Raw genomic sequence first — 24,523 nt, 5'->3', positions numbered from 1 at the left:
CACAACAGGAAAGCACCGCCATGCACACCATCGCCCGAATCACAGTCCTCACACTGGCCCTGGGCTTGAGTGCATGTGCGGTGCAACGACCGGAACCGACCACCAATCTGCCGCCGATTCCGCCGTCCCAGCCGAGCCCGACCCCGTCCACCTCGCCAACCCCTGGCAAAAGCATCCCGGCCAAACCGTCCAAACCGGTGCCACGCACCTCGGCCAGCTTCGCCCCGCCACCGGGTGGCAATAGCCACTGGGATCAGAAGCTCGGCGTCTATGTCCTCGACGACCAGCCCAACACTTTCTACCGCCAGCGCACCTACTACCGCTGGAACAACGGCTGGAGCCGCTCGATCAGCCCCAACGGTCCGTGGGAAGACACCAACATCCACGGCGTGCCGCCGGGATTGGGCAAACAGTTCGGGCAGTAATGAAAAAACGGCGATCTTTGGATCGCCGTTTTTTGTCCGCGTTTCGGGGGCGAGTCTTCAGAGCATTGCGCCGAACTTGCGCAATGCCTGCACCGATTGAATCAGGCCTTGGCGCTGTAGCAGATTGAGAAAAGGTTCGACGTCCAGCGCTGGAAATTTCAAGTGTGATCGTTGCTGTTGAGCGGCAGCGCTGGCCGTAGCCGAATCCGCGGATGGGTGATGATCGACACGGGGTGTTCCGGCATTCGCAAAGGAGGGATGTCGGGACCTTATTCGAATAAACGAAAATCGCAATAAACGAAGCGCTGGGTGCTAATGTTCGCTAGCCAGCAACCCTTGCACGTACTCGACAAACGCCCGCGCCTTGGCGCTCGCCATCCTTCCCGTCGCAAACACCGCCCATAAATCCATGTCGGGCAGGGTCCAGTCGGGCATGACGGTCTTCACCGCACCGCTGGCCAGTTCCGGGGCGAACATCCATTCGGAGGCGAGCGTCAGGCCCTGATCGGCCAGCACGGCTTCGCGCACGCCCTCGGCCGCACTGACGCGCAGGCGACCACTGATAATGACCGATTGTCGTTCCGCGCCTTTGGCGAACTGCCAGGTGTTGCCGCCGCCGAGGTTGTAGACGACGGCCTGGTGTTTACTCAAATCGGCAGGGCAGTTCGGCTCGCCGTGTCTGGCGAAGTACGCCGGGGTGCCGAGCACCACGCGGCGGCAATCGGCGATCTTGCGCGCGGTCAGGCCCGAATCGGTCAATGCGCCCATGCGCAGGGCGACGTCGATGCCTTCCTCGACGAGGTTGATGTTGCGATCGTCGAGCATCAGGTCGATGTTCAGTTGCGGGTGCTGATCGAGAAACGCCCCCAGGTGCGGAACGATGTGCAGACGGCCGAAGGTCACCGCCGCGCTGATGCGCAAGTTGCCGCTCAAACCGCCTGCACTGCCACGGGCGGCGTTGTCGGCCTCGTCGGCTTCGTCGATGGCACGTTTGGCCCGCTCGAAATAGGCCAGCCCGGCTTCGGTCGGGGTCAGGCCGCGGGTCGAGCGCAGCAACAGGCTGACGGCCAGGCGCTTTTCCAGCAGAGCGATGGTCTTCGACACAGCCGGCTGGCCGATATTCAAGCGCCGGGCAGCGGCGGAAAACGAGCCGGTTTCAACGACGCAGACGAAGGTTTCCATGGCGGCGAGACGGTCCATCGGTATTCCTGTGCAGTCTGAAAGTTGTCGTAACCCCACCGGGCAATAAGGTGTTGCTCAGAACGCGGCTTTGCCCACAGAGGCGCCGCCATCGACAAACAATGTCTGCCCGGTGATGAACCCGCTTTGCTCGGACAACAGAAACGCGATCGCCGCGGCGATCTCCTCCGGCTGCCCCAGGCGGCCCATCGGCACCCCGGCCAGATAGCGCGCTTCGCCTTCGCTGCCGGGCGGATTGTTGGCGCGGAACAGCTCGGTCTCGGTCGGTCCGGGCGCGACGGCGTTCACGGTGATGCCGGTCTGCGCCAGTTCCAGCGCCCACGAACGGGTAAAGCTGACCAGCGCTGCTTTCGCTGCGGCATAGGCTGTACGCTGAGTAATGCCCAGCACCGTCAGGCTGGAGATGTTCACCACCCGACCCCAGCCCCGCGTGCGCATCCCCGGCAACAGCGCCTGAGTCGCCTGCAACGCCGAATGCAGATTGAGCCGCATGACCTCGTCGAACGCGTCCAGATCAATGTCGCCCAAGGCCTGCGGTCGTACCAGTCCGACGTTGTTCACCAGCCCGTCGAATTCATAGGTGCGTGCCAGTTCCGCCAGTACCTCGCCGGTCAGCTTGCGATCACTCAGATCCAGTGGAAACAGGATGCCCGGAAAGCTCAGGTCAGGCTGGCGGGCAATCCCCACCACCCGATGTCCGGCACGGTCCAGATGCTCGGCCAGCGCCCGGCCTATGCCTTTGCTGGCGCCGGTGATGAGGAAGGTACGTCGGGTCATGGCAACTCCTGGGCACAGGGGATCGGATCAGCCGCGCAATGCATCCAGCATCGCTTCAGGCTCGGGACGCTGAGTGTAATCCGGGTTGACCTCGGCGTAACGAATCACGCCATTCTGACCGATCACAAAACGGGCCGGCATCGGCAATGTCCACGCTGGATCATCGTTGAAGGTCGGTAGGTCGTTGCGCAGGTTCTTGTACAGCTCGATCAGGTAGTCCGGTAATTCGAAACGCAGGCCGAACGCCGCCGCCACGTCATTGCGCGGGTCGCTGAGGATCGGGAATTGCAATTGGTTGATGCGTTGCGACTTGCGGCTGTTGGCCGCGATCTGCGGCGAAATGGCCAGCAGACTGGCGCCGGCGTGCTGAATCGACGGGAGAAAGGCCTGCAACGCCTGCAATTCCAGGTTGCAGTACGGGCACCAGACACCGCGATAGAACGTCAACACCAACGGCCCTTGCGCCAGTAGATCCGCCGACGATACGGGATGGCCTTCGGGGTCTTTCAGGGTGAACAGCGGCGCCATGTCACCGACTTTCAAGGCACGGTTTGCCGCGCCGGAGGCGATCAGCTCGGCGGTGGCGCGCTCCATCACCGGGTGAATGTCGGCGGGGGCGTTGTAAGGGGGCTTGCCGGCCTTGAAGTCGGCTTTGAACGCGTCGAGTCTTGCTTGCAGGGTCATGGTCGAAGTCCCAAGGAGCGCCGGTAGTGGCTGGATTCAAGATTGACCGTGAGGCGAGTGCGGCGGAACACAGGCGCGTGGCATAGCACTCATGCCTGGGGGGAATGGGGCCGTTCATCACATTCGGTAAAACAGCCGGACGTCACTCCGTAGATTTCTGTGCTTGAGTAAAGATAACTCCAGGGTTGCTTTTAACAGGCCGAGGCAAGGAGGCGGTGGGTGCAGAGCAGGCTATTGATCAAGGAGCTGGAGGAGGCAGGCTGGACGCTGGATCGGGTTACCGGCAGTCATCACATCTTCAGGCACCGATACAACCCGCCAGTTGGTTCGGTATTAAGCGTCATCGCTCCCACAGGTCCAGTCAGCAACCTGTGGGAGCGAGCCTGCTCGCGATGCGTTGACGTCTTACGCCGTTGCCAATGCACCACGCTGCGAGACACTCAGAAACCGCAACAGCGCCAGCAGCGGGAACACGCTGCCGACAATCACGATCCACAACCAGCCGCCATGTTCGTACACCGCACTGGCGACCGAGGAGCCGAAGGCGCCGCCGATGAAGATGCTGGTCATGTACAGGGCGTTCAGGCGACCGCGGCTTTTGGCGTCCAGCGAATAGACAGCGCGCTGGCCGAGGACCATGTTCATCTGCACGCAGAAGTCGAGTACCACGCCGGTGACGGCCAGGCCGATCACGCTGTAGGCCGGGTGAATGAAGGCCGGCAGAAAGCTCAGGCTGGCGAACAGCATGGCCAGCAGCGAGGCGATGCGAGTGTGTCCAGCATCCGCGAGACGCCCGCTGATGGGGGCGGCGATGGCCCCGATGGCACCAACCAGGGCGAAGATCGCGATTTCGCTTTGCGACAGACCATGGTTGCGCGCCAGTTCCAGCGGCACCGCCGTCCAGAACAGGCTGAACGTGGCGAACATGCAGCCCTGATAAAACGCGCGCTGACGCAACACCGGTTGCTGGCGCAGCAGGGTCCACAACGAACCGATCAACTGGCCATAAGAAGCGCTGTGATCCGGCTGACGCTTGGGTACGGTCAACGCCAGCACCACGCTGATCGCCGCCATCAACGCGGCAGCAATCATGAACATTGCGCGCCAGCCGAAATGGTCAGCCACGACGCTCGACACCGGCCGCGCCAGCAGGATACCCAGCAGCAGACCCCCCATGATCCCGCCGACCACCCGGCCACGGGATTCTTCCGGCGCCAGATGCGCGGCGAGGGGAATCAGGATCTGCACCGACACCGAACTGAAGCCCACCAGCAATGAAATCAGCAGGAACACATTCGGCTGACTGGTGAATGCCGCGCCGAGCAGGCTGGCAATCGCCACCACGGTGGTGATGATCATCAACCGGCGGTTTTCCAGCAGGTCGCCGAGCGGCACCAGAAAGAACAGGCCCAGCGCATAACCGATCTGCGTGAGCGAGACGATGAAGCTGGCCATGGTGTCGGACAGGCCGATGTCCGGGGCGATCAGGCCGATGATTGGCTGTGCGTAGTAGATGTTGGCGACGATGGCGCCGCAGCAGAAGGCGAACAGCAGCACCATGCCTCGGGTCATTGCGTGTGTAGTGGCGGTCATAAGATTTCTCGATCCGGCGAAAGGGGATGCGGTGAGGCTAAGGGACAAACCGGGTGCGCAGAAGAAGCCTTCGGTTGATATCAATTATTCCGTTGCGGAATGACTGGCTTCTGTCAGGGGGCATCCATCGGTGGACTTTGCGTCCGACCGTTGAAAGGCGATGATACATTCACTTACATCTTCTTCGATAGCGTGCTTATGTTTGCAGCGGCTTGTTCAACATTCATGACCGGAGGATTGCAATGTTTCGTCAGAGGCTTCGCCACACCGTAACCATTGCCTTGATCAGCCTGCTTGGCACGGCCAGCGTACAGGCCGCGGACGCCCCGGGGATGCGCATCGGTGTGCGCGGCGAGATCACCGGGGTCAGCGCCGAGGCGCTGAAAGTCCACGTCAACAGCGGCGAAAACGTGGTCATCCAGTTGACCGCCGACACCAAGGTCCGCGCCGTCACGCTGGCAAATATCGAAGACATCAAACCCGGCAGCTACATCGGTTCGGCGGCCATGCCCCAGGAGGATGGCACGCTCAAGGCCCTTGAAGTGCACGTATTCCCGCCGGAACTGGCCGGCAGTGGCGACGGCCATCGGCCGTTCGACCTGGCCAGGGGCAGCAGCATGACCAATGGCAGCGTCGGTGATCTGGTGGTGAGTAATGGGCGGGTGCTGACCGTCAATTACAAGGGCGGGCAGCAGAGGATCCTGGTGCCGGAGGATGTGCCGATCGTCAATCTGACGCCGGGGGATCGCAGTTTGCTCAAGGTCGGGGTGAAGATTGTCACCTTCGTGACCCAGGGCCCGGATGGCACGCTGACCGCGCAATCGATTTCCGCCGGCAAGGATGGCGTCACTCCACCGATGTAAAAGCCCCTCACCCTAACCCTCTCCCAGAGGGAGAGGGGACTGATTGGGGGATGCTTGAGAGGTACGCCGACCTGGAACTGTTTGGGCGACCGCATAATCGACTCGATATTTCAGGTCGATGTCTGACGCCAGACACCTCGGTCGGCCCCCTACACTCCCAGAGGGAGAGGGGACTGCTTGGGGGATGCTTGAGAGGTACACCGAGCTGAAACTGCTTGGGCGACTGCATAATCGACTCGATATTTCAGGTCGATGTCTGACGCCAGACACCTCGGTCGGCCCCCTCTCCCAACACTCCCAGAGGGAGAGGGGACTGATTGGGCGATGCTTGAGAGGTGCACCGAGCTGAAACTGCTTGGGCGACCGCATAATCGACTCGATATTTCAGGTCGATGTCTGACGCCAGACACCTCGGTCGGCCCCCTCTCCCTCCGGGAGAGGGCTGGGGTGAGGGGCAGGCTTCCACAAAAAAAGGCGACCGCAGAGGGTCGCCTTTTTCGTTGTCACTCAAGCCTTACTGGCCGGTATAAATCTGGTCAAAAACCCCACCATCATTGAAGTGGGTCTTCTGCACCGATCGCCAGTCACCGAAGGTCTTCTCGACCGAGAGGAAATCGACTTTCGGGAAGCGGTCAGTGTATTTCGCCAGCACCGCCGGGTCCCGTGGACGCAGGTAGTTGGCGGCGGCAATTTCCTGGCCTTCCGGCGACCACAGGTACTTCAGGTATTCATCCGCCGCAGCGCGGGTGCCTTTCTTGTCGACCACTTTGTCGACCACCGACACGGGTGGTTCGGCTTCGGCAGAGACGCTCGGGTAGATCACTTCGAACTGATCGCGACCAAACTCGCGGGCGATCATTTCCGCTTCGTTCTCGAAGGTCACCAGCACGTCGCCGATCTGGTTGGTCATGAACGTCGTGGTCGCGGCGCGGCCACCGGTGTCGAGCACCGGCGCCTGTTTGAACAGCTTGCCGACGAAGTCCTTGGCCTTGTTCTCGTCTCCGCCGTTCTTCAGCACGTAGCCCCAGGCCGACAGGTAGGTGTAGCGGCCATTACCGGAGGTTTTCGGGTTCGGCACGATTACCTGCACGCCGTCCTTGAGCAGGTCCGGCCAGTCTTTCAGGGCTTTCGGGTTACCTTTGCGCACGATAAACACGGTGGCCGAAGTGAACGGCGCACTGTTGTTCGGCAGGCGGGTGACCCAGTTTTCCGGGACCAGTTTGCCGTTGTCGGCGAGGGCGTTGATGTCGGTCGCCATGTTCATGGTGATGACGTCAGCCGGCAAGCCATCAATCACCGAACGTGCCTGTTTGCTCGAGCCACCGAAAGACATCTGCACGGTGATGTTCTCGTTGTGCTCGGCTTGCCAGTGTTTCTGGAAGGCAGTGTTGTAGTCCTTGTAGAAATCGCGCATCACGTCGTAGGAGACGTTGAGCAGGGGCGGTGCGGCTTGCGCCACACTGCCAAAGGCAAGACCGGCGGCGAGAAGTGAGGCGCCAAAGAGTTTTTTCACTGCGCATTCCTTGTTGTGTCGTGATAGCGGTCGGGGGGGATACCGTTTTGCCAGCGACTATAACGGGGCACGCATAGTCGCTTAAAGATTAAAAAGCTCTGTGCTTATTCCATTTTCTTGAACAGTGCATTGCCGCAACGGGAGCAGAACGCCGCGCCATGTTCATGGCTGTTTTTCTTGCACACCGGGCAGTCGTGTTGCAGCTGTTCGCCGCGCATGGCGTTGGCCAGTTCTGCGGTGAAAATCCCGGTCGGCACGGCGATGATCGAGTAACCGGTGATCATCACCAGCGACGAAATCACCTGGCCCAACGGGGTCTTCGGCACGATGTCGCCGAAGCCGACGGTGGTCAGGGTCACGATAGCCCAATAGATGCCCTTGGGGATGCTGGTGAAGCCGTGTTCCGGGCCTTCGATCACGTACATCAGGGTGCCGAACACTGTCACCAGGGTGCAGACGCTGACCAGAAACACCACGATCTTCTGCTTGCTGCCACGCAGCGCCGACATCAGGTAGTTGGCTTGCTTGAGGTACGGGCTGAGCTTGAGCACGCGGAAGATCCGCAGCATGCGAATGATCCGGATGATCAGCAGGTACTGCGCATCGCTGTAGTACAGCGCGAGAATCCCCGGCACGATCGCCAGCAGATCCACCAGGCCGTAGAAACTGAAGGCGTAGCGCAACGGTTTCGGTGAGCAGTACAACCGCAGGATGTACTCACCGAGAAAAATGATGGTGAAGCCCCACTCGATGTAGGCCAGCACATCGGCGTAGTTCTGGTGAATGCTGTCGATACTGTCGAGCATCACCACCACCAGGCTGGCGAGGATGATCAACAGCAAGGTGCCGTCGAAGCGCCGCCCGGCGAGGGTGTCACTCTGGAAAATCATGACGTAAAGCCGTTCACGCCAACCGTTGTTGCTGTCCATGGATAACGCCTGAATTAAAGATCAGCGCAGCCTAGGTTGATTCTCCCCCTGTACGCAAGGCGTGCCGTCCACGGCCGCTTTGCCGAGCACCTGGATCCCGGCGCGGATCAGCCAGCCGGCGAGGATGAACGGCGCCGTCAGCGTCGCCAGGCCGATGGCGGCGAACAGCGGCGTCACCAGCAATGCCAGCACGATACCGAGCAGCGGCAACCACGGCTGTTGGCGCTGACCACTGAAGGCGAGGGCGGCGAGAACGGCGTTGTAGCTGCCGAGGCCGAGCAACGCCGCGTGGGTTTCATGGTGCAGCAGACTGGAACCGAGGCCGATGGCTGAAGCCAATAGCGCCCAGGCAAACGCACGGCGATCCGCGACCAGCAGACCGGCGGCGACCAATGCGCCGGCCAGCGGATGACCGAGGAACATCACCTGACCCAATCCACGCAGTTCAGCGGCGAGCAGGTTCAGCGTGTTCATCTCGATGTGTGCCATTGGCGCGGACGGTTCGGCGAACAGGAGCAACATCCAGCTCATCGCCACGAACGGCGAGGTGTAGGCCGGTATCGACCGGCTGCGGTACACATGTTTGAGCCACTGCTGAGTGAGCATCGCGCTCAGGCCGCCAGCCGCCAGAATCAGTGGCGGCAGCAGCGGCGACCAGGGGAAATACAGGCTCAGCAACAAACCGAGCAGCACGCCGTTGTAACTGAACAATCCGGCCTGGCGATCCGCCTTGGCGTAGTTGCGCCGCTGTGCAGTGAGCAACCCGGCGACGGCACCGAGCAGCGCGCCGGCGAACAGCACCGGTGCCGTCAGCAGGATCGCCAACAGGCACAACAGACCGCACAAAGGATGGCGCTGGAGGAATATCTGACTGAAACCGTTGAGCAAAGCCTCGGCCCAGTCGGGGCAGTGGGTGTTGAAATGATTGGCAGGCATGTCGAGAAAATCTGGGCAGTTGGAAAATCAAAAGGTCTTGCAAATAACTGTGGCGAGGGGATTTATCCCCGTTGGGCTGCGAAGCGGCCCCCCATCGGAGAATGCGGTTTCTCTGTGGAAACCGTCATACCCTTAAAAGCGACGACTGCTGCGCAGCCGAACGGGGATAAATCCCCTCGCCACAGGTTGTGTAGCTTTCTTTAGATCAAGGTTTCGATACGCAGCGAGTTAGTCGACCCCGGCTGCCCGAATGGCACACCAGCGGTGATCAGCAGCGTGTCGCCGCGCTCGGCCATGCCTTGGGCCTGGGCGATCTCCAGCGCGGTCGAGCAGACTTCGTCGACCTGACGCAGGCGATCGTTGACCACCGAGTGAATCCCCCACGCGACACTCAAGCGGCGTGCGGTCTGCAGGTTTGGCGTCAGGTTGAGGATCGGCGCTTTCGGCCGTTCCCGGGCCGCACGCAGGGTCGATGCACCCGACTCGCTGTAGTTGACCAGCACCGCCACCGGCAGCACGTTGCTGATGCGGCGGATCGCACAGCTGATCGCGTCGGATACGGTCGCTTCAGCCTTTGGTCGGCTGACGTCGAGCTGCGTCTGATAGTCCGGGCCGTTTTCCACCTGACGGATGATCTTGCTCATCATCTGCACGGCTTCCAGCGGGTATTCACCGGACGCGGTTTCCGCCGACAACATCACCGCATCGGCACCCTCGGCCACGGCGTTGGCGACGTCGGTGACCTCGGCGCGGGTCGGCGCCGGGGAGAAGCGCATCGACTCCAGCATCTGCGTCGCCACCACCACCGGTTTACCCAGTTCGCGGCAGGTGCTGATGATGTTTTTCTGGATCTGCGGCACGCTTTCCGCCGGCACTTCCACGCCAAGGTCACCACGGGCGACCATGATCGCATCGCTCAGCTCGGCGATTTCACGCAGTTGCTCAACCGCCGACGGCTTCTCGATTTTCGCCATCAAAAAGGCCTTGTCGCCGATCAGCTCGCGGGCTTCGATGATGTCCTGCGGACGTTGCACGAACGACAGCGCCACCCAGTCCACCCCCAGCTCGAGGCCGAAGCTCAGGTCGCGGCGATCCTTGGCGGTCAGCGGGCTCAGGTCGAGCACCGCTTGCGGCACGTTCACGCCTTTGCGGTCGGAGAGCTCACCGCCGTTGAGCACGGTGGTGTCGATCGCGTCGGTGTATTTGCTGACCACCCGCAGGCGCAGTTTGCCGTCATCGAGCAGCAGATCCATACCGGCTTCGAGCGCGGCGATGATCTCCGGGTGCGGCAGATTCACTCGGCGTTCGTCACCGGGCGTGGCGTCCAGATCGAGGCGGAACGCCTGGCCGCGATGCAGCTGCACTTTGCCCTCCGCGAACTTGCCGACGCGCAGTTTTGGCCCTTGCAGGTCCATCAGAATACCCAGCGGATAGTTGAGCTGGCGCTCGACTTCGCGGATCCACTGATAGCGCTTGGCGTGGTCGGCGTGATCGCCGTGGCTGAAGTTCAGGCGGAAGATATTGACCCCGGCCTCGACCAGCTCACGGATGTCTTCGATGCCATCGACGGCAGGGCCGAGGGTGGCGAGGATTTTGACCTTTTTATCAGGCGTCATGATTTAGAGCTCTCGAGGATCAGAATGGCGCGGAAGTCGTTGACGTTGGTGCGGGTCGGCTCGGTGACAATCAGCGCATCGAGCGCCTTGAAGTAGCCGTAACCGTTGTTGTTATCCAGCTCGTCGCTGGCGCTCAAACCGAGGGCGGCGGCGCGGGCGTAGCTGTCCGGGGTCATGATCGCGCCAGCGTTGTCTTCCGAGCCGTCGATGCCGTCGGTGTCACCGGCCAGGGCGTAGACGCCGGGCTGGCCCTTGAGGCTGTCGGTGAGGCTGAGGAGGAATTCGGCGTTGCGTCCGCCACGGCCATTGCCGCGCACGGTCACGGTGGTTTCGCCGCCGGAGAGAATCACGCACGGCGCCGCCAATGGCTGGCCGTGGTTGATGATCTGGCGGGCGATGCCGGCGTGGACCTTGGCCACTTCGCGCGACTCGCCTTCGAGGTCGCCGAGGATCAGCGTACTGAAACCGGCCTGGCGGCATTTCACCGCAGCGGCATCCAGCGATTGCTGAGGGCGGGCGATCAACTGGAAGTGGCTGCGCGCCAGACTCGGATCGCCGGGTTTGACCGTTTCCGACTCAGGGCTTTGCAGCCAGTTACGCACGGAAGCGGGAATCTCGATGCCGTAGCGTTTGATGATCGCCAGTGCTTCGGCAGACGTGCCTGGATCGGCCACGGTCGGGCCGGACGCGATGACCGTGGCGAGGTCGCCCGGCACATCGGAAATCGCATAGGTATACACCGTGGCTGGCCAGCAGGCCTTGCCCAGACGCCCGCCCTTGATCGCCGAGAGGTGCTTGCGCACGCAGTTCATCTCGCCGATGGTTGCGCCGGATTTGAGCAGGGCTTTGTTGATCGACTGCTTGTCGGCGAGGGTGATGCCTTCGGCCGGCAAGGCGAGCAGGGCAGAGCCGCCACCGGAGAGCAGGAAGATCACACGGTCGTCTTCAGTCAGGTTACTGACCAGTTCCAGCACGCGTTTGGCCACGGCCAGACCGGCAGCGTCCGGCACCGGATGCGCGGCTTCGACCACTTCGATTTTTTCGCACGGGGCGCCGTGACCGTAACGGGTCACCACGAGGCCCGAGACGTCACCCTGCCAGCAGCGCTCGACCACTTGCGCCATCGCGGCGGCCGCTTTGCCGGCGCCGATGACGATGACTCGGCCAGTGCGATCGGCAGGCAGATGAGCTTCAAGGACCTGGTTCGGATGGGCCGCGTCGATGGCTGTGGCAAACAGCTCGCGCAGCAGTTGTTGCGGATCGACCGACATGGCGGGCTCCCGGAATTCTTGTTATTCGAAAGGGCGGTAGAGATCCCTGTGGGAGCGAGCTTGCTCGCGAAAGCGATGGATCAGTCAATATCCATGTCGACTGACACGCCCTCTTCGCGAGCAAGCTCGCTCCCACAGGTTTTAAGCGGTGGGGCAGTGGCTTATTTTTTGTCGCGAATCGAGAAGTTGGCCATGTGCTCCAGACCTTTGATCAGCGCCGAGTGGTCCCAGTTGCTGCCACCGATGGCCGCACAGGTGCTGAACACTTGCTGGGCGTTGGCGGTGTTCGGCAGGTTGATGTTCAGCTCTTTGGCACCTTGCAGGGCCAGGTTCAGGTCCTTCTGGTGCAGGCTGATGCGGAAGCCCGGATCGAAGGTGCCCTTGATCATGCGCTCGCCGTGCACTTCGAGGATCTTCGACGAAGCGAAACCGCCCATCAGTGCTTCACGCACCTTGGCCGGATCGGCACCGTTTTTCGAGGCGAACAACAGCGCTTCGGCCACGGCCTGAATGTTCAGCGCGACGATGATCTGGTTAGCGACCTTGGCGGTCTGACCGTCGCCATTGCCACCGACCAGGGTGATGTTCTTGCCCATGGCCTGGAACAGCGGCAGTGCGCGTTCGAACGCATCGGCGTCGCCACCGACCATGATGCTCAGGGTCGCCGCCTTGGCGCCGACTTCACCGCCGGATACCGGGGCGTCGAGGTACTGCGCGCCTTTTTCGTTGATCTTCTTGGCGAAGGCCTTGGTGGCGGTCGGCGAGATCGAGCTCATGTCGATCACCACTTTGCCTTTGCCGATACCGGCGGCAACGCCGTCGGCGCGGAACAGCACGTCGTCGACCTGCGGGGTGTCCGGGACCATGACGATGATGAATTCAGCTTCCTGCGCCACTTCGCGCGGGTTGGCCAGGGCGACGGCGCCAGCGGCAACCAGGTCGGCAGGCGCGGCGTCGTGGTGCGCCGACAGGAACAGGCTGTGACCGGCTTTCTGCAGGTTTGCCGCCATTGGGTGGCCCATGATGCCGGTGCCGATAAATCCGATTTTAGCCATGAGAAAATCCTCTTGTTTTTGTCTTGCTCCCAACACCGAGTCGGTGAGCTTTTGTGGCGAGGGGATTTATCCCCGATGGGCAGCAAAGCTGCCCCAGATTTTTTGCAATGCGCGGGTGTAGCTATTACGACTGCTGCGCAGCCGAACGGGGCGGTGCGACGATTCGCTAAATCCCCTCGCCACACGGGCTATGCGTGGTCAATCAGATTGCGTTGTGGGTTTTCAGCCAGCCGAGGCCCGCTTCAGTGGTGGTCAGCGGCTTGTACTCGCAACCCACCCAACCCTGATAGCCGATGCGATCGAGGTGTTCGAACAGGAAGCGGTAGTTGATCTCGCCAGTGCCCGGCTCGTTGCGCCCCGGGTTGTCCGCGAGCTGCACGTGGTTGATCTCGCCCAGGTGCGATTGCAGGGTGCGGGCCAGATCGCCCTCCATGATTTGCATGTGGTAGATGTCGTATTGCAGGAACAGGTTGGCGCTGCCGACCTGCTCGCGGATCGACAGGGCTTGCGCCGTGTTGTTCAGGTAGAAGCCCGGAATGTCGCGGGTGTTGATCGCTTCCATCACCAGTTTGATGCCCGCTGCCTGCAGCTTGTCGGCAGCGTATTTCAGGTTGGCGACGAAGGTTCTTTCGACGGTGGCATCGTCGACGCCTTGCGGGCGGATACCGGCCAGGCAGTTGACCTGAGTGTTGCCCAGCACTTGCGCATAGGCGATCGCCAGATCGACACCGGCGCGGAATTCTTCAACCCGGTCCGGCAGGCAGGCGATACCGCGCTCGCCCTTGGCCCAGTCACCGGCCGGCAGGTTGAACAGCACTTGGGTCAGACCGTTGGCATCGAGCCTGGCCTTGATTTCGGCGGAGCTGAAGTCGTACGGGAACAGGTATTCCACACCACTGAAACCGGCCTTGGCGGCGGCGTCGAAACGGGCAAGGAAATCCTGTTCGGTGAACAGCATGGACAGGTTGGCTGCGAAACGCGGCATGGTGGTCTCCTAAAAACGCATGTGACACGGTTGATCAGACTGAACGCGATCAAGTCCCCTCTCCCGGAGGAGGAGGGGGCCAATTACGTTTAGTCGAGCAGCGAAATCGCCGTTGGCGCATCGTTGCCGACCAGCGCCAGGTCTTCGAATTCATTGACGGCGTTGATCTCGGTCCCCATGGAGATGTTGGTCACACGCTCCAGGATGATTTCGACGATCACCGGCACCTTGAACTCTTCGATCATCTGTTCGGCCTTGCGCAGGGCAGGGGCGATTTCCGAGGGTTCGAACACACGCAGCGCCTTGCAGCCCAGGCCTTCGGCGACTGCGATGTGGTCAACCCCGTAACCGTTGAGTTCCGGCGCGTTCAGGTTATCGAAGGACAGCTGCACGCAGTAGTCCATTTCGAACCCGCGCTGTGCCTGGCGGATCAGGCCCAGGTACGAGTTGTTCACCACAACGTGGATGTACGGCAGTTTGAACTGAGCGCCGACCGCCAGCTCCTCGATCATGAACTGGAAGTCATAGTCCCCCGACAGGGCCACGACTTTACGGCTCGGATCGGCCTTGACCACGCCCAGTGCTGCCGGAATGGTCCAGCCCAGCGGGCCGGCCTGACCGCAGTTGATCCAGTGACGCGGCTTGTAGACGTGCAGGAACTGCGCGCCGGCAATCTGCGACAGACCAATGGTGCTGACGTAGCAGGTGTCTTTGCCGAACACCTGGTTCATCTCTTCGTAAACGCGCTGCGGCTTGACCGGCACGTTGTCGAAGTGGGTCTTGCGGTGCAGGCTGGACTTGCGCTGCTGGCAATCCTGCAGCCAGGCAGAGCGGTTTTTCAGCTTGCCGGCGGCTTGCCATTCACGCGCCACTTCGATGAACACGGTCAGTGCGGCAGCAGCGTCGGACACGATGCCCAGGTCCGGGGTGAACACGCGGCCGATCTGCGTGCCTTCGATGTCGACGTGAATGAACTTGCGACCTTCGGTGTACACATCGACCGAACCGGTGTGACGGTTGGCCCAGCGGTTACCGATGCCCAGTACCACGTCGGATTTCAGCATCGTCGCGTTGCCGTAACGGTGCGACGTCTGCAGACCGACCATGCCGACCATCAGCGGGTGATCGTCCGGGATGGTGCCCCAGCCCATCAGGGTCGGAATCACCGGGATCCCGGTCAGCTCAGCGAATTCAACCAGCAGATCGCTGGCATCGGCGTTGATGATGCCGCCACCGGCCACCAGCAATGGACGCTCGGCCTGATCCAGCAACGCCAAAGCTTTTTCAACCTGAACGCGGGTCGCAGTCGGCTTGGCCAGCGGCAGCGGCTGGTAAGCGTCGATGTCGAATTCGATCTCGGCCATCTGCACGTCGAACGGCAGGTCGATCAGCACTGGGCCTGGACGGCCGGAGCGCATTTCATAGAAAGCTTTCTGGAACGCGTAAGGCACCTGGCCCGGCTCCAGAACGGTGGTCGCCCACTTGGTGACGGGCTTGACGATGCTGGTGATGTCGACCGCCTGGAAGTCTTCCTTGTGCATACGGGCGCGGGGTGCCTGGCCGGTAATGCAGAGGATGGGGATCGAGTCGGCCGAGGCGCTGTAGAGCCCGGTGACCATGTCGGTACCGGCAGGGCCGGAAGTACCGATGCACACGCCGATGTTGCCGGCCTTGGTGCGGGTGTAACCCTCGGCCATGTGCGACGCGCCTTCGACGTGGCGAGCGAGGACGTGATCGATGCCACCGACTTTCTGCAAGGCGGAGTACAGCGGGTTGATCGCAGCGCCGGGAATGCCAAAGGCGGTATCAACCCCTTCACGGCGCATCACCAGAACGGCGGCTTCGATTGCTCTCATTTTGCTCATGGTTTTGTGCCTCTTTACGTTTTGTAATTGTATACAAGTGGCTTTGCGCAGAGTGTATTCACGGCGGACGGCGCAGGTCAATCCATTTTCTCAAGCGCCTGTTTCATTCGTCGGAAGCCTTATCTACTGTGGCTTTTCGTCGCATGTGGCGCTTTTCGAGAATTATTGTATACAAAAAAATAACTCATTGTGTTCTATTTGTTGCATCGAGCTGCGGCACAAAACCGCAGCCCCCCGACTTTCCCAATAACAAAATGAGGACGGCACCATGAGCGCTTTAACCTTGAAAGTCGCAGTCAACCTGGTCAACGAAGCCATCAGCGCCGGGCGCGCTATCAACGCTGCGCCGCTGACCATTGCGGTACTCGATACCGGCGGCCACCTGATCACCCTGCAACGCGAAGACGGCGCCAGTCTGCTGCGCCCGCAGATCGCCATCGGCAAAGCCTGGGGCGCTATCGCCTTGGGCAAGGGCTCACGCCTGCTGGCGCTGGACGCCCAACAACGCCCGGCCTTTGTCGCCGCACTCAACAGCATGGGCCAGGGCAGCGTCGTCCCGGCCCCGGGCGGGGTGTTGGTTCGGGATCAGGCGGGGAATGTGCTGGGAGCGATCGGCATCAGCGGCGATCTGTCGGATATTGATGAGCAGGTGGCGATCAGGGCAGTGGAGGCGCTGGAGTTGAAGGCGGATGCTGGGGTGGCGGCTTGATCAGTAGCGGCTGACCAAAAGTCTTCGCGAGCAAGCTCGCTTCCACAGGTTTGTGTTCTGACACATAAAGTGTGAACACCTCAAATCCCCTGTGGGAGCGAGCTTGCTCGCGAAGGCGATTCAACGGACACATCTGGCTAACAGTCTTGACGATTCCTCCCCGTTTGCAGATCTAACCTTTCAGGTCATCGCTTGAAAGGGGCAAAGGAATGCCGAAACTGTCCGCTTCACATCGCTTGCGCTTTGGTCGTTACGACGAGCCCAACCGAATTTATCTGCTGACTGCCAATACCCTATATCGCGAACCTGTTTTCCACGATTTTGCGTTGGGCAGGTTGGTCGTTGACCAACTTCGCAGCGCCCAGGATCAGGACTTTGCTGACTCGTTGGCGTGGGTGGTCATGCCCGATCATTTCCATTGGTTGATTGACTTGAAGCGGGGTTCACTTAGTGAGCTGATGCAAAGGACCAAATCCCTGAGCGCGCGGGCGGTGAATATGCATGCGGGTAGAAAGGGCCGTTTATGGCAGCAGGGATTTCATGATCGCGCGATGAGGCGGGAAGACGATTTGGTGAAAATGGCACGTTATGTCGTGGCTAACCCATTGCGGGCAGGTTTAGTACAAAAGTTTGGCGACTATCCGCTGTGGGATGCGATTTGGGTCTGACAGGCTAACCGAGTCGCTCCATTCGCGAGCAAGCTCGCTCCCACATTGGATTTGTGGCGTTCACAAATCCCTGTAGGAGTGAGCCTGCTCGCGAAGCAGTCACCGCAGTCTTACTGATCCGGCTCACACCCCTTCAACACCAATCGGATAATCGTCTGCGCTGCCGCTTCATAATCCGCCTCGTCGAGCTTGTCCTTGCCGGTGACCGCAGAGATCTGCCAGTCGAAGTCGGCGTAGGTCTGGGTCGCGGCCCAGATGCTGAACATCAGGTGGTTGGGGTCGATCGGGGCGATCTGGCCGCGGTCGATCCAGGTCTGGATGCAGTCGATGTTGTGCTTGGCCTGGCTGTTGAGTTGCTCGACCAGGTCGGCGCTCAGGTGCGGGGCGCCGTGCATGATTTCGCTGGCGAACACTTTCGAGGCGAAGGGCAGGTCGCGGGAGATGCGGATCTTCGAGCGGATGTAGCCGCTGAGCACTTCGCTCGGCACGCCGTCCGGGTTGAACGGGGTCGAGGCCTGCAGAATCGGCACGATGATGCTTTCCAGCACCTCGCGGTAGAGGTTTTCCTTGGACTTGAAGTAGTAGTAGACGTTGGGTTTGGGCAATCCTGCCTTGGCGGCGATGTCGCTGGTTTTGGTCGCCGCGAAGCCCTTGTCGGCGAATTCCTCGCTGGCGGCACGCAGGATCAGTTCTTTGTTGCGCTCGCGGATTGTGCTCATAAACCCGGTGGTTCCTTGCCTGTTCTGGCGGTTGCGCATGGTAGCACCGGCCTCGCGCGTGGCTCAAGAATGCCCGTGTGGCCTGCAGTCGCGGTATGCTGCACGGCATTATTCACATAAGGAAACAAGATTCATGGCAGGAAGCAGTTTGCTGGTGCTGATCGACGATATTGCCACCGTTCTGGATGACGTGGCGTTGATGAGCAAGATGGCCGCGAAGAAGACCGCCGGGGTGCTCGGCGACGATCTGGCGCTCAATGCCCAGCAGGTCTCCGGGGTGCGCGCCGAGCGGGAAATTCCGGTGGTCTGGGCGGTGGCCAAGGGTTCGTTCCTCAACAAGTTGATTCTGGTGCCGTCGGCGCTGGCGATCAGTGCGTTCGTGCCGTGGCTGGTGACGCCGCTGCTGATGGTTGGCGGCGCCTATCTGTGTTTTGAAGGTTTTGAAAAGCTCGCGCACAAGTTCCTGCACAGCAAGGCCGAAGATGACGCCGAGCATGCGCAACTCACCGAGGCGGTCGCTGACCCGACCACCGATCTGGTGGCCTACGAGAAGGACAAGATCAAAGGCGCGATCCGCACCGACTTCATCCTCTCGGCGGAAATCATCGCCATCACCCTCGGTACCGTGGCCGATGCCTCGTTGACCCAGCAAGTGATCGTGATGTCCGGCATCGCGATTGTCATGACCGTTGGCGTTTACGGTCTGGTGGCCGGCATCGTCAAACTCGACGACCTGGGCCTGTGGCTGACGCAGAAATCCGGCTCGGCAGCAAAAAGCATCGGCAACGCGATCCTGCGCGCCGCGCCGTACATGATGAAAGGCCTGTCGGTGATCGGTACGGCGGCGATGTTTCTGGTCGGCGGTGGCATCCTCACCCACGGCATTCCTGTGGTGCATCACTGGATTGAAGGCGTTGGCGCAGCGGCGGGCGGTGCCGGGTTTGCGGTGCCGGTGCTGCTCAACGGTGTGGCGGGGATCATCGCGGGCGCGGTGGTGCTGGCGGTGGTTTCGGTGGTCGGCAAAATCTGGCGCGCCTTGAAGAGCTAACCAGCGACACAAAACAAATGTGGGAGCGAGCTTGCTCGCGAAAGCGGAGTATCAGTCGACTTAAACGTTGACTGGACTACCGCATTCGCGAGCAAGCTCGCTCCCACACTGTTTTGTGGCAGCCGTTTTTACTCGGCAATCTGCAACTTGCGTGACTCGGTGTACACGTAGCGCACTTTCTCGTACTCGAACGGCGAGTTCATCTGGCCGTAGCGGAAGTTGGTCTGGTAGCGCTTGTCGACGGCGCGCAGGGCCCAGACCTCAGGATGGTTGGAGCTGACTTCCGAGACGTTCAGATAGTTGATCGCCGATTCGGCGGTGTAGTCCACCGCGAGCCCGGCGGTATCGCGGATGTTCGACGGGCCGAGAATTGGCAGCACGAAGTAGGCGCCGCCCGGTACACCGTAGAAGCCCAGGGTCTGGCCGAAGTCTTCGCTTTGGCGCGGCAGGCCCATGGCGGTCGCCGGGTCCCACAGGCCGGCAATGCCGATGGTGGTGTTGAGCAACAGGCGTGCGGTGGTTTCCATCGAACGCTTGCCCTTGAACTGCAGCAGGCTGTTGACCAGGTTCGGCACGTCGCCGAGGTTATTGAAGAAGTTGCTGACCCCGGTGCGCAGGAAGCCAGGGGTCACGTAACGGTAACCGTCGACCACCGGCAGGAACACCCATTGGTCGAAGCGGTAGTTGAAGTGGTAGACGCGACGGTTCCACGACTCCAGCGGGTCATACACGTTGAGCGCGTTGAGCGTCGAGCGCTCGAACTCACGCTGGTCCAGACCCGGGTTGAACTTGAGTTTGGACAACGGCTCCTTGAAGCCGTCGCTGTCGACCACCACCGGCGCGTTGGCTTTGCTGTTGTCGGCCTGGGCCACGCCTGCGCTGAGGAGCGCTGCAATCAGCAGGAGATATTTAGCCACGGAAAAACTCCAGCATGGCGTCGCTGTTGACGCGGTAGTTAAGGTTGCCGCAATGGCCGCCCAGTGGATAAACGGTCAGGCGATCGCCGAACGTCTTGCGCAGGAAGCCCAGGTCGCCCGGGCCGAGGATCACGTCGTCGGCGTTGTGCATCACGGCGATTTTCGGGCTGTCGTGCAGGTAATCCTTGAGCGCATACAGGCTGACCTGGTCGATCAGTTGCAGCAGGCTGCCGCCGTCGGTGCGCGCGCGCCACATTGGAATCACCTGTTCAGTCAGGTAGCAATCGAAGTCGCATTGCAGCGCACGCTTGAGGAACGGCGTGAGGCTGGTGCCTTCGGTGATCGGGAATTTCGGCGGGGTGATCAGGCCGCGACGGTTGATCAGGTCCGAAGTAAAGGCGATGTCGGCGGCCGAGAAGCGGAACGACGTGCCGATCAGCATCGCCATCTGCTCGTTGGTCAGGTGCTGCTTGGACTGCTGGAAGTCATACAGCAGGGCGTCGTTGAGGTCGATGTAGCCTTTCTGCTGGAAGTAACGGGTCAGCTTGCCCAGTACCAGTTCATAGAAGGTGGTGCTGTTGTTGATGCCTTTCACTTCGGTCTGAACCAGCTTGTCGAGGTTGCTGATCGAGGTGTAGAGGTTGACTGGCGGGTTGAGCAGCAGGACTTTCTTGAAGTTGAAGCTGCGCCGGGTTTCGTCCAGGTGCGCGACAAACGCGGCATCGAGGGCGCCGAGGCTGTAGCCGGTCAGGTAATACTCGGTGACCGGCAGTTTCGGGTGCTGCGCCCGTACGGCCTGCATCACCCGGTACATGTCTTCGGCGTCTTCCTTGGTGATACCGGGCGTGGCGAAGCGTGAAGCGGCACTGATGAAATCGAAACTGGTCGGCGAGGACAACTGCACGACGTGATAACCGGCCTTGTAGTAGAGCTTCTTCAGGTATTCGTTGAGCGTGCTGTCATAGCGTGCGCCGGTGCCGGCAATCAGGAAGATCAGCGGCGCCGGTTTGTCCTGCTCGGCGATGCGGTAGGTGAGCTTCTTCACCGCCCAGAAGTTGTCAGGGAGGATGAAGGCCCGCTCCGGGCGCAAGGTGATGCTTTGGTCGGACTGGTTGATGTCGTCGTTGGACGGCAATTCCGGGCGCAGGTCCGGTGGCGTCGTGGCGATGGTTGCCTCGAACGGGTTGGTCAGGGGATAGCCATAACTGGCGGCATCGATATCCACCGCCAGTGCGGACGCACTCAGAATAAGGCCGCTGAACAGCGCGGCGAAGCGCAAGGAACGGAGCATGACTGGATCCCTTAAAGGAAGGTGCCGAATGAAGTTCGCAGGCTATGACCACCGGGCTTGCGCCAAAGTGCCATGCCTCGGCACCAAACAGGCAGAATTCGGAGTAATAGTAGCTGGACGATACACTTTGCAGCGGTCGAATGAACAGTTAACAGTTGTTAGTACTTGCCAACGGTACAAGTCCGATTAAGCTGGCCGCCGATTTCCGTAGATTGGAGTGATTCATGTCTCGCCGCTTGCCCGTGGTGCTGTTGCTTGTCCTGTTGCCGTTGTGGCTGGCTGCCAGCTATGGCGCGCGTTACGGCTTCATGGAGGATGGACGGTGGGTCGGCATCTGCGTCGACGAGGCAAGCCGCTGGGAATGTACGGTGCGCTCGAACCTGGGGCTGATGATTCACTTCAAGGTGTTGGGCTGGACCGCGCTGGTTGCAGCGTTGCTGGGGTTTGTGTTGCCCGGGCGGGCAGGGTGGTGGCTGGCGGTGCTCGCGCTGGCGTTCGGCCTGCCGGCGCTGGCGTTGTACAACACCACGTTGGCGGTGTTTGCGCTGGTGATTGCCGGGTTGCGCCTGGTCCGGGCGACCCGTAGCGCCTGACAGTCAGTCATCGCGGGCAAGCCCGCTGCCACAAGGGCGTGGGTGAACACAGCATGTGTGTACGCCCCGAAAACCTGTGGGAGCTGGCTTGCCAGCGATGAGGCCGGTTCAGACGCTGAAGATCAGCCCTTGCGAACCCGCAGGCAACGCCAAAGCGCCGCCACCATCAAGCCACTGACCAGCGCCCAGCCCCACGCCTGCTGATTCAACAATCCCTCTTCATACAGCTGCGGGGCAATCCCTGCGCCGATGATGAAGGTCAGCAGGGCGATTTCCCGGCGCGGCACACTGACCGGGCGGCACACGTACACCAGCGCCGGCAGAATGAACGCCATGCTGGCGAAGCTGCGATAACGTGCGTCGAACACCATCTCCAGCATCATCACCGCAGCGGCAAAACCGGCCACAGCGACCAGCCACCCGGCGCGGCGCTCCAGCCAATTGAACGCGCGTTCACGCCAACCCTGGCGGGCGCTCAAGGTCAACGCAGCGTGCACCAGCACTGACAGATTCAACACGGTCAGCAAGCCGACCCACAGCCATTCGCTGGCAAACCGCGTGGTCACCCGCGCCAGATCGCCCCAGGCGCCGATCGAGCAGGCAGCCACCGCACCGAGCAGCGGCAGGATCAATGCCGATTGTGTGCTGCGCACCCGGCCGCCGAGCAGCAGCGTACCGAGGAAAATCAGCCCGCCGAGGCCCAGCCATTCCTTCCAGTACGGCACATTGGTCACCGGCCCGGCGAGTACGCCTTTGTCCTGACGATCCGCGTCGAACAGGCCCCAGTAACCGCCAACCGCGCCTTCGCTGCCACGCTTCCATGGCTGGTCGAACGCTTCGATCAGGTTGTAGTGCCAGCCTTCCTTTTCGGCCATCGCGACAAAACCACGAATGAACTTGGCTTCATTGACTCGGCTCGGCAGGGCGGTCTCGCGCTGGCGGCCTTCGCTGGGCCAGCCGGTCTCGCCGATCATCACGTCCTTGGGCGCAAACTTGTTGCCGAACACCTGACGCACATCCGCCACGTGTTGCAGGGCGACGTCGATGTTCGACGGGTCGTCTTCCCAGTACGGCAGCAGGTGAATGGTCAGGAAATCCACCGCCGGCGCGACTTCCGGGTGCTTGAGCCAGAACTCCCAGACATCGGCATACGTGACCGGTTGCTTGACCTGGCTTTTGACTTTGTTGATCAGTTTGGCCAGTTGTGCGCCGGTGACTTCCTTGCGCAGCAAGGCTTCGTTGCCGACGATCACCGCGTTGACCACGTCCGGGTTGGCGTTGGCCGACTTGATCAGCAGATCGACTTCTTTTTCGGTGTCCACCGGGTTGCTGTTGACCCAGGCGCCGATCATCAGCTTCAAACCGTGCTTGCGCGCCAGTTCCGGCAGGGCTTCGAGGCCGGTCATCGAATAGGTGCGGATGCATTCGAAGCGCGTCGCCAGCAGGGCAAGGTCGGCATCCATGCGTTCCGGACGCAGTTTGAACGGCACGTCGAACGGCGACTGATCCTTGTCGAAAGGCGTGTAGGAGGCGCACTGCAATTTATGCGTCGGGGTCGCGGCGTCCGGGAGGATCACCGGCTTGCCGAGGTCGTACCAGAAGCCGCCAATGGCCAGCAGGCCGAGCAGGCAAGCGAAGAGATAAGGAATAAACGGGAAGCGGGACGTCGCGGACATGGTCAGGCCGAGTGGCTGCAAAGCGACGCATGTTACCTGCATTTATCCACGCGTTGGTGGCCGGCATGATTTGCCATGCAAAGTTCGGGCGGATTATCTGGCGTCATTTATTCAGCTGCAATTAATGGCTTTCTGATGTCGTTTCTCGGTGTATTGAGGTCGCTGACAGAGCAGGTCGCTGCGGGCGTCAGGCCGATGATCGAAAGCGTCAGTACTCCACTGACGGTCGGGCGAGTTTGCGGTCAGGCGTGATGGGGGCGCTGTGCACCATAACAATACGTTGACGATGCCCGGCATCCGTCGGGCGCAGCATTTCGGGGAAGTAACGATGAAGATGCGACGACTTTTAGGCGCAGGTGCCGCTCTGGTGCTTGCGATGAGTTCCACATTCGCCAGCGCTGAAAAACAGACCCTTAACATCGGTTACGTTGACGGCTGGTCCGACAGCGTCGCGACCACCCACGTGGCGGCCGAAGTGATCAAGCAGAAACTCGGCTACGACGTGAAACTGCAAGCCGTCGCCACCGGGATCATGTGGCAAGGCGTGGCCACCGGCAAACTCGACGCCATGCTCTCGGCCTGGCTGCCAGTGACCCACGGTGAATACTGGACGAAGAACAAGGACCAGGTGGTCGATTACGGCCCGAACTTCAAGGACGCGAAAATCGGCCTGATCGTGCCGGAATACGTGAAAGCCAAATCCATCGAAGACCTGAAAACCGACGACAGCTTCAAAAAGCGTATTGTTGGCATCGACGCCGGTTCCGGCGTGATGCTCAAGACGGATCAGGCAATCAAGGATTACGACCTGACCGGTTACACCCTCAAGGCCAGTTCCGGCGCCGGCATGATTGCCGAGCTGACCCGTGCCGAGAAGAAGAACGAGTCGATTGCGGTTACCGGTTGGGTCCCGCACTGGATGTTCGCCAAGTGGAAACTGCGCTTCCTCGACGACCCGAAAGGCGTGTACGGCGCGGCTGAAACCGTGAACAGCATCGGCAGCAAGGAACTCGCCACCAAAGCCCCGGAAGTGGCCAAGTTCCTGAAAAACTTCCAGTGGGCGTCGAAAGACGAGATCGGCGAAGTCATGCTGGCAATTCAGGACGGTGCGAAGCCTGACGCCGCGGCCAAGGAATGGGTCGCCAAGCACCCTGATCGCGTGGCTGACTGGACCAAATAACCCGAAATAG

General features: G+C 61.0%; 23 protein-coding genes and 1 pseudogene. 8 read left to right on the top strand and 16 right to left on the bottom strand.

Annotated elements, in window-relative coordinates; all coding sequences use genetic code 11:
* The first annotated feature begins 20 nt into the window (after positions 1-20).
* Positions 21-425, top strand: coding sequence for a hypothetical protein (locus K5Y35_RS27220; RefSeq protein ID WP_128615814.1), 405 nt, complete (start codon positions 21-23; stop codon positions 423-425).
* 312 nt (positions 426-737) lie between these two features.
* On the opposite strand, the gene K5Y35_RS27215 is transcribed toward K5Y35_RS27220, so the two are convergent.
* The 3 genes from K5Y35_RS27215 to K5Y35_RS27205 are packed head-to-tail and all read right to left on the bottom strand — an operon-like array spanning position 738 to position 3,086.
* On the bottom strand, positions 738-1,625 hold the full coding sequence (locus tag K5Y35_RS27215; protein ID WP_222833400.1) for a LysR family transcriptional regulator: 888 nt from the start codon (positions 1,623-1,625) through the stop codon (positions 738-740).
* 57 nt (positions 1,626-1,682) lie between these two features.
* Positions 1,683-2,402 carry an SDR family oxidoreductase gene (locus K5Y35_RS27210; protein WP_123465816.1) on the bottom strand — a complete coding sequence of 240 codons (720 nt, stop codon included), beginning with the start codon at positions 2,400-2,402 and terminating at the stop codon, positions 1,683-1,685.
* 27 nt (positions 2,403-2,429) lie between these two features.
* Complete coding sequence (locus K5Y35_RS27205) at positions 2,430-3,086, bottom strand: peroxiredoxin-like family protein (protein WP_222833399.1); 657 nt, start codon at positions 3,084-3,086, stop codon at positions 2,430-2,432.
* 219 nt (positions 3,087-3,305) lie between these two features.
* Here K5Y35_RS27205 and K5Y35_RS27200 point away from each other — a divergent pair.
* Positions 3,306-3,428, top strand: a pseudogene (locus tag K5Y35_RS27200) (type II toxin-antitoxin system HicA family toxin); the annotation flags it as partial.
* 63 nt (positions 3,429-3,491) lie between these two features.
* Here the strand turns inward: K5Y35_RS27200 and K5Y35_RS27195 are convergent.
* Positions 3,492-4,679: an MFS transporter gene (locus K5Y35_RS27195; RefSeq protein ID WP_128615909.1), complete on the bottom strand. Its 1,188-nt coding sequence runs from the start codon at positions 4,677-4,679 to the stop codon at positions 3,492-3,494.
* 242 nt (positions 4,680-4,921) lie between these two features.
* Here K5Y35_RS27195 and K5Y35_RS27190 point away from each other — a divergent pair, with 242 nt between their 5' ends.
* Complete coding sequence (locus K5Y35_RS27190) at positions 4,922-5,542, top strand: DUF5666 domain-containing protein (RefSeq protein WP_222833398.1); 621 nt, start codon at positions 4,922-4,924, stop codon at positions 5,540-5,542.
* A gap of 514 nt (positions 5,543-6,056) precedes the next feature.
* Here the strand turns inward: K5Y35_RS27190 and K5Y35_RS27185 are convergent.
* From K5Y35_RS27185 to gcl, 8 genes are all read right to left on the bottom strand, one after another.
* Positions 6,057-7,055, bottom strand: a complete 999-nt coding sequence (locus tag K5Y35_RS27185; RefSeq protein ID WP_123465824.1) for a sulfate ABC transporter substrate-binding protein — start codon at positions 7,053-7,055, stop codon at positions 6,057-6,059.
* A 104-nt stretch (positions 7,056-7,159) separates the two neighbouring features.
* Complete coding sequence (locus K5Y35_RS27180; protein ID WP_123465825.1) at positions 7,160-7,984, bottom strand: ion transporter; 825 nt, start codon at positions 7,982-7,984, stop codon at positions 7,160-7,162.
* A gap of 21 nt (positions 7,985-8,005) precedes the next feature.
* Positions 8,006-8,920, bottom strand: coding sequence for an urea transporter (locus K5Y35_RS27175; RefSeq protein WP_186748451.1), 915 nt, complete (start codon positions 8,918-8,920; stop codon positions 8,006-8,008).
* A 200-nt stretch (positions 8,921-9,120) separates the two neighbouring features.
* Positions 9,121-10,536 (bottom strand): pyruvate kinase, encoded by a 1,416-nt coding sequence (gene pyk / locus K5Y35_RS27170; RefSeq protein WP_222833397.1) that lies wholly within the window; start codon positions 10,534-10,536, stop codon positions 9,121-9,123.
* Positions 10,533-11,807 carry a glycerate kinase gene (locus K5Y35_RS27165; protein ID WP_222833396.1) on the bottom strand — a complete coding sequence of 425 codons (1,275 nt, stop codon included), beginning with the start codon at positions 11,805-11,807 and terminating at the stop codon, positions 10,533-10,535. Before K5Y35_RS27165 ends, pyk begins: the two co-directional genes overlap by 4 nt.
* Positions 11,808-11,968: 161 nt before the next feature.
* Entirely contained in the window at positions 11,969-12,862 is an 894-nt protein-coding gene (locus tag K5Y35_RS27160) for a 2-hydroxy-3-oxopropionate reductase (RefSeq protein ID WP_222833395.1), read from the bottom strand.
* 202 nt (positions 12,863-13,064) lie between these two features.
* The gene (hyi, locus tag K5Y35_RS27155; protein WP_123465837.1) at positions 13,065-13,847 is read right to left on the bottom strand and encodes a hydroxypyruvate isomerase; all 783 of its coding nucleotides are present in this window, start codon (positions 13,845-13,847) and stop codon (positions 13,065-13,067) included.
* Between the two features lie 89 nt (positions 13,848-13,936).
* Complete coding sequence (gene gcl, locus K5Y35_RS27150; protein WP_123465839.1) at positions 13,937-15,712, bottom strand: glyoxylate carboligase; 1,776 nt, start codon at positions 15,710-15,712, stop codon at positions 13,937-13,939.
* Between the two features lie 268 nt (positions 15,713-15,980).
* Between gcl and K5Y35_RS27145 the strand changes: the two genes are divergently transcribed.
* Both K5Y35_RS27145 and K5Y35_RS27140 read left to right on the top strand, forming a co-directional pair.
* Entirely contained in the window at positions 15,981-16,421 is a 441-nt protein-coding gene (locus K5Y35_RS27145; RefSeq protein ID WP_128614996.1) for a GlcG/HbpS family heme-binding protein, read from the top strand.
* Between the two features lie 209 nt (positions 16,422-16,630).
* Positions 16,631-17,089, top strand: a complete 459-nt coding sequence (locus K5Y35_RS27140) for an REP-associated tyrosine transposase (RefSeq protein ID WP_222833394.1) — start codon at positions 16,631-16,633, stop codon at positions 17,087-17,089.
* Between the two features lie 110 nt (positions 17,090-17,199).
* Here the strand turns inward: K5Y35_RS27140 and K5Y35_RS27135 are convergent, their stop codons facing one another.
* Positions 17,200-17,808, bottom strand: coding sequence for a TetR/AcrR family transcriptional regulator (locus K5Y35_RS27135; RefSeq protein WP_123465845.1), 609 nt, complete (start codon positions 17,806-17,808; stop codon positions 17,200-17,202).
* 133 nt (positions 17,809-17,941) lie between these two features.
* Between K5Y35_RS27135 and K5Y35_RS27130 the strand changes: the two genes are divergently transcribed.
* Positions 17,942-18,856: a DUF808 domain-containing protein gene (locus K5Y35_RS27130; RefSeq protein ID WP_128614998.1), complete on the top strand. Its 915-nt coding sequence runs from the start codon at positions 17,942-17,944 to the stop codon at positions 18,854-18,856.
* 128 nt (positions 18,857-18,984) lie between these two features.
* On the opposite strand, the gene K5Y35_RS27125 is transcribed toward K5Y35_RS27130, so the two are convergent.
* Positions 18,985-19,773: a VacJ family lipoprotein gene (locus K5Y35_RS27125; protein WP_123465849.1), complete on the bottom strand. Its 789-nt coding sequence runs from the start codon at positions 19,771-19,773 to the stop codon at positions 18,985-18,987.
* Complete coding sequence (locus tag K5Y35_RS27120) at positions 19,766-21,064, bottom strand: serine/threonine protein kinase (RefSeq protein WP_123465851.1); 1,299 nt, start codon at positions 21,062-21,064, stop codon at positions 19,766-19,768. Before K5Y35_RS27120 ends, K5Y35_RS27125 begins: the two co-directional genes overlap by 8 nt.
* A gap of 224 nt (positions 21,065-21,288) precedes the next feature.
* On the opposite strand from K5Y35_RS27120, the gene K5Y35_RS27115 reads away from it, so the two are divergent.
* A complete protein-coding gene (locus K5Y35_RS27115) occupies positions 21,289-21,657 on the top strand; it encodes a hypothetical protein (protein ID WP_222833393.1) in 369 nt (122 codons plus the stop codon).
* A 122-nt stretch (positions 21,658-21,779) separates the two neighbouring features.
* Here K5Y35_RS27115 and K5Y35_RS27110 read toward each other — a convergent pair whose 3' ends face one another.
* The gene (locus tag K5Y35_RS27110; RefSeq protein ID WP_222833392.1) at positions 21,780-23,375 is read right to left on the bottom strand and encodes a beta (1-6) glucans synthase; all 1,596 of its coding nucleotides are present in this window, start codon (positions 23,373-23,375) and stop codon (positions 21,780-21,782) included.
* Positions 23,376-23,661: 286 nt separating this feature from the next.
* Here K5Y35_RS27110 and K5Y35_RS27105 point away from each other — a divergent pair, with 286 nt between their 5' ends.
* The gene (locus tag K5Y35_RS27105; RefSeq protein ID WP_123465857.1) at positions 23,662-24,513 is read left to right on the top strand and encodes a glycine betaine ABC transporter substrate-binding protein; all 852 of its coding nucleotides are present in this window, start codon (positions 23,662-23,664) and stop codon (positions 24,511-24,513) included.
* The last annotated feature ends 10 nt before the right edge of the window (positions 24,514-24,523 follow it).

The organism is Pseudomonas sp. SC3(2021) (assembly GCF_019856535.1).
GTDB lineage: Bacteria > Pseudomonadota > Gammaproteobacteria > Pseudomonadales > Pseudomonadaceae > Aquipseudomonas > Aquipseudomonas monsensis.
This window is presented reverse-complemented; position numbering and strand designations above follow the sequence as displayed.

Bases quoted from the DNA above. Each gene is read 5' to 3' on its own strand.
- K5Y35_RS27130 (WP_128614998.1), top strand. From the start codon at position 17,942: ATGGCAGGAAGCAGTTTGCTGGTGCTGATCGACGATATTGCCACCGTT.
- K5Y35_RS27145 (WP_128614996.1), top strand. From the start codon at position 15,981: ATGAGCGCTTTAACCTTGAAAGTCGCAGTCAACCTGGTCAACGAAGCC.
- K5Y35_RS27165 (WP_222833396.1), bottom strand. From the start codon at position 11,807: ATGTCGGTCGATCCGCAACAACTGCTGCGCGAGCTGTTTGCCACAGCC.
- K5Y35_RS27135 (WP_123465845.1), bottom strand. From the start codon at position 17,808: ATGAGCACAATCCGCGAGCGCAACAAAGAACTGATCCTGCGTGCCGCC.
- K5Y35_RS27120 (WP_123465851.1), bottom strand. From the start codon at position 21,064: ATGCTCCGTTCCTTGCGCTTCGCCGCGCTGTTCAGCGGCCTTATTCTG.
- K5Y35_RS27210 (WP_123465816.1), bottom strand. From the start codon at position 2,402: ATGACCCGACGTACCTTCCTCATCACCGGCGCCAGCAAAGGCATAGGC.
- K5Y35_RS27160 (WP_222833395.1), bottom strand. From the start codon at position 12,862: ATGGCTAAAATCGGATTTATCGGCACCGGCATCATGGGCCACCCAATG.
- K5Y35_RS27220 (WP_128615814.1), top strand. From the start codon at position 21: ATGCACACCATCGCCCGAATCACAGTCCTCACACTGGCCCTGGGCTTG.
- K5Y35_RS27175 (WP_186748451.1), bottom strand. From the start codon at position 8,920: ATGCCTGCCAATCATTTCAACACCCACTGCCCCGACTGGGCCGAGGCT.
- K5Y35_RS27195 (WP_128615909.1), bottom strand. From the start codon at position 4,679: ATGACCGCCACTACACACGCAATGACCCGAGGCATGGTGCTGCTGTTC.
- K5Y35_RS27190 (WP_222833398.1), top strand. From the start codon at position 4,922: ATGTTTCGTCAGAGGCTTCGCCACACCGTAACCATTGCCTTGATCAGC.
- gcl (WP_123465839.1), bottom strand. From the start codon at position 15,712: ATGAGCAAAATGAGAGCAATCGAAGCCGCCGTTCTGGTGATGCGCCGT.
- K5Y35_RS27105 (WP_123465857.1), top strand. From the start codon at position 23,662: ATGAAGATGCGACGACTTTTAGGCGCAGGTGCCGCTCTGGTGCTTGCG.
- K5Y35_RS27140 (WP_222833394.1), top strand. From the start codon at position 16,631: ATGCCGAAACTGTCCGCTTCACATCGCTTGCGCTTTGGTCGTTACGAC.
- K5Y35_RS27115 (WP_222833393.1), top strand. From the start codon at position 21,289: ATGTCTCGCCGCTTGCCCGTGGTGCTGTTGCTTGTCCTGTTGCCGTTG.
- K5Y35_RS27215 (WP_222833400.1), bottom strand. From the start codon at position 1,625: ATGGACCGTCTCGCCGCCATGGAAACCTTCGTCTGCGTCGTTGAAACC.
- pyk (WP_222833397.1), bottom strand. From the start codon at position 10,536: ATGACGCCTGATAAAAAGGTCAAAATCCTCGCCACCCTCGGCCCTGCC.
- hyi (WP_123465837.1), bottom strand. From the start codon at position 13,847: ATGCCGCGTTTCGCAGCCAACCTGTCCATGCTGTTCACCGAACAGGAT.
- K5Y35_RS27205 (WP_222833399.1), bottom strand. From the start codon at position 3,086: ATGACCCTGCAAGCAAGACTCGACGCGTTCAAAGCCGACTTCAAGGCC.
- K5Y35_RS27180 (WP_123465825.1), bottom strand. From the start codon at position 7,984: ATGGACAGCAACAACGGTTGGCGTGAACGGCTTTACGTCATGATTTTC.
- K5Y35_RS27110 (WP_222833392.1), bottom strand. From the start codon at position 23,375: ATGCAGGTAACATGCGTCGCTTTGCAGCCACTCGGCCTGACCATGTCC.